Here is a 4,329-nt window from a genome sequence, read left to right as displayed (position 1 = left end):
GTCCGCGAAGGCCTCATGGAAAGCGAGCACGTCCGGATTGCTGGGCTCGCTGAAGCGCCGGTGCATGCCGTCGAGCAGCGCGTGCGTCACCTCGTGCGCCACGATGTCGTGCGAGAGGCAGCTGAAGACGGTCAGCCGCGCCGAGCTCACCTCGGCCGAGGCCGGCGTCGAGAAGTAGCCGAACAGCAAGGCCTTCTTCTCGGGGCTGTAGTAAGCGTTGGCCTCGCGCAGCGCATGCGGATAGATGCGCAGGCGCCGGACATACTCCTCGCCCCATCGGCCATCGGGATCCTTCGTGCCGTGCGAGCGCCACAGGGCCAATCGCCCGAGCGCGCGCTCGAAGGTGCGGATGGTTCGCATCGCGACCGCATAGACCATCTGCTGGTGGAATTGCGGGCTGCTTTCCGAGGGCGGCAGGCCGTGCTGCGCCACCACGTAGCGGTCGTTCAGGTCGACCGGCTCGTAGAAGCACCGGCTCGCGGGATCGCGGTCCACCACCTCGATATATTCGCCGGCCGGCCCCGGCTCGAGGATGTCGGCGCCGGCGGCGTCGCGCTCCCAGGGCACGCGGATCAGGGTCTCGTTGATGTCGGCGGTCTCGCGCTGGCGGCCCATGCTGGGGTCGAAGGCGAACACGCGCACCAGGCGCTGCGTGGCCGGGGCGATCGGGGCGGCGTCGACTTTCGGTGYCGCCGGGGGGGCGCCCTTCTTGGCTGTCGATTTGGCTGTCTTGCGCTCGATCTGGTAGCGAACCTGCCCGGTGTCGGCGTCGACGATCAGCGTCACCCCAGCCCACGGCCGGACGTCGACTTCGCCTTCCAGTTCGAGTGCCTTGGCCTTCGGCTTGGCGCGCGCCGTGGTGGACACCTCCTGGACCAGCTTGATGACCCACTGGAACGCGAAGTTGCCGGACGCATCGCTGCGCTCACGCGGATGGAAGGACTCGACCTCGAAGCGCCGGTGCAGATCGATCGGGCCGATCGCGCCGACCGTGCCACCGGACAGGCGCTGGTGCAGCATTGCGCGCTTGTCTTCGAGCAGCTTCCACAGCGCCTCGCGATCGCGCGGCAGCGTCCACGGCGTGAATTCGCGCGACCGTTCGCGCACGAATTCGCTCACCGCGCGCGTGGCGTCGGAGTTCGCCGGCGCCCGCCAGAGGATCGTGTCCTGCGACAAGGTGCCCACTTCGGCAAGCGGAATGCCGTAGCTGCGAAACGCGTCGATGAAGGCCAGCCGGTAGTTGCCGTCGTCGACCGGGCGGATGTCGTAGTCGGCGGTCACGATGGCGCGCAGGAAGTCGCCGCTGGTGGTTTCCACGGGCGGCATGTAGTCGAGCGCGCGAATGATCATCTCGAGCACGCGCTGCGCCGAGCGCGACGCCTCCTGCGCCAGCCGGTTCACCAGATCTGGATGCAACTGGCCTTCGGGCAGGATTCCGCTGCCCTTGGTGGCGATGCTTCGCAGGTCGGAGGTGCGCGCCTCGTAGATCTTGCGAAGGGCCTCGAAGACCGCGCTGACCACGATCGCGCCGCGATCATGCGGTTCGAGCGTCGCGGCGTAGGCTTTCGGATCCGGTTTTCGCGAATGCCAGACGCCCGCCTCGTCGATCGATCCGAGCGCGTTGCGGATGCCTTCGGGCCGGCCGAGGGCTTCGCCGAATTGCGGCGCGATGGCCCCGAGGCGGCTCGAGTTCTCGAGCTTTCCCCCGATCGCAGCGATCTGGCCCCGGAACACGTCCGAGGGCCAGAAGTGCTGCAGCACAGCGATCAGGTCCGCGTAGGCCTCGTGCAGGGCGAGGACGTCGGGGCTCTTGCCCTTGAACGAGATGCGCATCCCGTCCAGGATCGCGTGCGTGATCTCGTGCGAGACGACGTCCTGCGACAGGCAGGTGAACACCGTGGTGCCCGCGAACGCGGACGTGTCGCCGGCGCGGAAGTAACCCAGGCACAGGCCGTCGCCGGGCTTGTAGTAGGCGTTGGTGTCCGCGACGTAGTGCGGATAGATGGGGAGTTGCCTGCGGTAGCTCACGCGCTGGCCCTTCACTGCAGGCGGCCAGTGGATCGATCGTCCGAGCGCACGCTCGAAGTTGCGAATCGTCCGCATCGCGACCGCATAGGCCATCTGGTGATGGAACTGCGGATTGCCGTCGGAAGGCGCGAGGCCGTCGTTCGCCAGGATCTGCGGATCGTCGAGGTCGACCGCCGGATGCACCTGGCGCCCCTGGTCGTCCTTGTCCACCACGGCCACGTACTCGCCGATCGGCCCGGGCTGCAGGTCCTCCCATGGCAGCAGCAGCGTCATCTCGTTCATCACCGCGGTCTCGAAGCGCGCGGTGGTGCCAGGATCGAAGGCGAAGACGCGCAGCCTGCGATAGACCGGAAGCGGAACCCGCCAGTGCCTGTCGATCCTCGGTTCCATGGCCACTAGGGCGCGACCGTCGCGAGTTCGGGCGCGTACTTGCCGATGCGCGACGTCAGCAGCGCGCCGCCGTGCCGCATGAGCACGCGCATCTCGTCGTCGTTGAGTTTCTTCAGGTTGGTCGGGATCGCGGAAGCGAAGCTCGCGTCGCCCTGCTGCTGCTCGCCCTCGAGGCTGTCGATGGAGAACCACAACGGCCGCGCGCCCTTGCCGGCGAGATGGCGGTGCTGGAGGCGGTCGAACTGCAGGCCGCGGATCTGCTCCATCATGATGTCGAGGCTCGCCTTCAGGACGACCGCGCCCGATTCGGTGGGCCGGTCCTCGAAGGCGAAGGGCTTGCCGCCGTCGCTGACGATCAGGTAGTCGATCGGGTTGCGCGCCATTCGCAGCAGCGGGTTCACGCCCATGTTGTCGTAGATGCCGCCGTCGGTGAGCGTGACATATTCGACCGTGGCGGCGGCCGGCGGATAGACCGAAGGCAGCAGCAGCAGCGGCGGGAACACCGGTGGGAATGCCGACGAGGCGGCCACCGCGCGGCTGATCGGGAAGTCCGGTGCCGCAACCACGCCGAGTTCGTGTTCGCCCATTTCCTCTGCCTTGCCGCCGCCGGCGACGAAGAAGAACATGTTGCCGGTGGCGAGATTGGTGGCGTTGAAGTAGATGCGCGGGCCGCTCTTGAGGCCTGAAAGCGACTTGCCCTGAAACAGGTCGCGATCATACGAATTGGCGAGCTTGTCGAGCCGTGACTCGAAGGGGTCGAGGATGCCGCCGACCACCGACGCCACGGCGATCGATCGCGTCCGCAGGTAGGTCTCGAGCTTGTCGAGGCAGTTCGGGTCGCCCCAGTTCACGGCGAGGGTCCCTCCGGCGATGCTCCCGCCGCTGACGCACGAGACCAGGTCCAGCTTGTCCAACAGGTTCAGCGCCTGCAGTCGGCGCATCACGCCCAGGTGGAACGCCGCCGCCCTGAATCCGCCGCCGGACAGCGCGAGCCCGATCCGCTTCTCGACGCCGTCGATCTTGAATGCCATGCCGGCCCCCTCTCCAGAGGCATCGGATGCTAGACCTGTCGCGCACGAATGCAATCGGCCAGATGGCGGATGCGGGCCGTGCCTCGGCGGCAGGCGTCAGTACACGCCGAGCGCCAGCCCCGCGGCCAGCGCAGCGCCCAGCTCGCGGCATTGCGCGAGGTCTTCGGCGCCGATCTGCTTGGGCCGCGCGATGGCCTCGGGCGTCTGCGCATGGGTGCACACGATCAACGCCGGCGCGATGGCGCGCAGCCGCCAGCCGGTGGCGATGCGGTCGATCTGCCGCGCGGCGTTCTGGCCGTCACTGCCGGCGCACACCAGCACGGCGTAGGGACGGCCGTTCACGCGGTCGAGCGCGGCGTAGTAGCAGCGGTCGAAGAAGTCCTTCATCAGCCCGGCCATCGCGGCGAGGTTCTCGGGCGTGGCGAACACGTAGCCGTCGGCGCCCAGCACGTCGTCCGGGTGGGCCTCCGGCGCGCGCAGCAGGCGCACCTGCACGCCGGGTTCGTCGCCCGCGCCTTCGGCGGCGGCCTGCGCCATCTGCGCGGTGCCGCCGGTCATGGTGTGATAGACCACGAGCAGCGTCTTGGAAGTCATGCCGCCCAGCATAGCGGCCCGGTCCGATGGCGGGCGAACTCAGAGGCTGAGAAGCTTTTGACGTTTGGCTGAAGAGAGTTGCTGAGCAAAGCGCCTGAGGATCGCCGGGTCCAGGAGGCGAAACGCGTCGCCGAGGTGCCATGCCGGTGCGGCAAGCGCGCTGATGGGGAGCCTGGCGAGGTTTTGGGGCGCTCTTTCGCCCTTCACCCGGCCGTTGCGGCGGCTGCGCACGTACCTGTGCCCCAGCCGACCAATTCGGGCGCAAGGGCGGCCATTCGCAGCAGGT

The 4,329-nt window shown here is 68.2% G+C and carries 4 protein-coding genes; all 4 read right to left on the bottom strand.

All coding sequences use genetic code 11. The features are described 5' to 3' along the window. Nucleotides 1-2,418: hypothetical protein (locus AC1DY5_RS44025; protein WP_478120713.1), on the bottom strand; the 2,418-nt coding region annotated here is incomplete at its 3' end. Between the two features lie 5 nt (nt 2,419-2,423). Then, nucleotides 2,424-3,449: a patatin-like phospholipase family protein gene (locus AC1DY5_RS44020; RefSeq protein WP_478120712.1), complete on the bottom strand. Its 1,026-nt coding sequence runs from the start codon at nt 3,447-3,449 to the stop codon at nt 2,424-2,426. Between the two features lie 96 nt (nt 3,450-3,545). After that, nucleotides 3,546-4,043, bottom strand: coding sequence for a flavodoxin family protein (locus AC1DY5_RS44015; protein WP_478120711.1), 498 nt, complete (start codon nt 4,041-4,043; stop codon nt 3,546-3,548). Nucleotides 4,044-4,082: 39 nt separating this feature from the next. Then, a partial coding sequence (locus AC1DY5_RS44010; RefSeq protein WP_478120710.1) for a hypothetical protein occupies nt 4,083-4,329 on the bottom strand: 247 nt, incomplete at its 5' end.

Source organism: Variovorax sp. P4_D9 (genome assembly GCF_056401695.1).
Note: the sequence above shows the minus strand (reverse complement) of the source record. Positions and strands in the feature narration are given on the sequence as shown.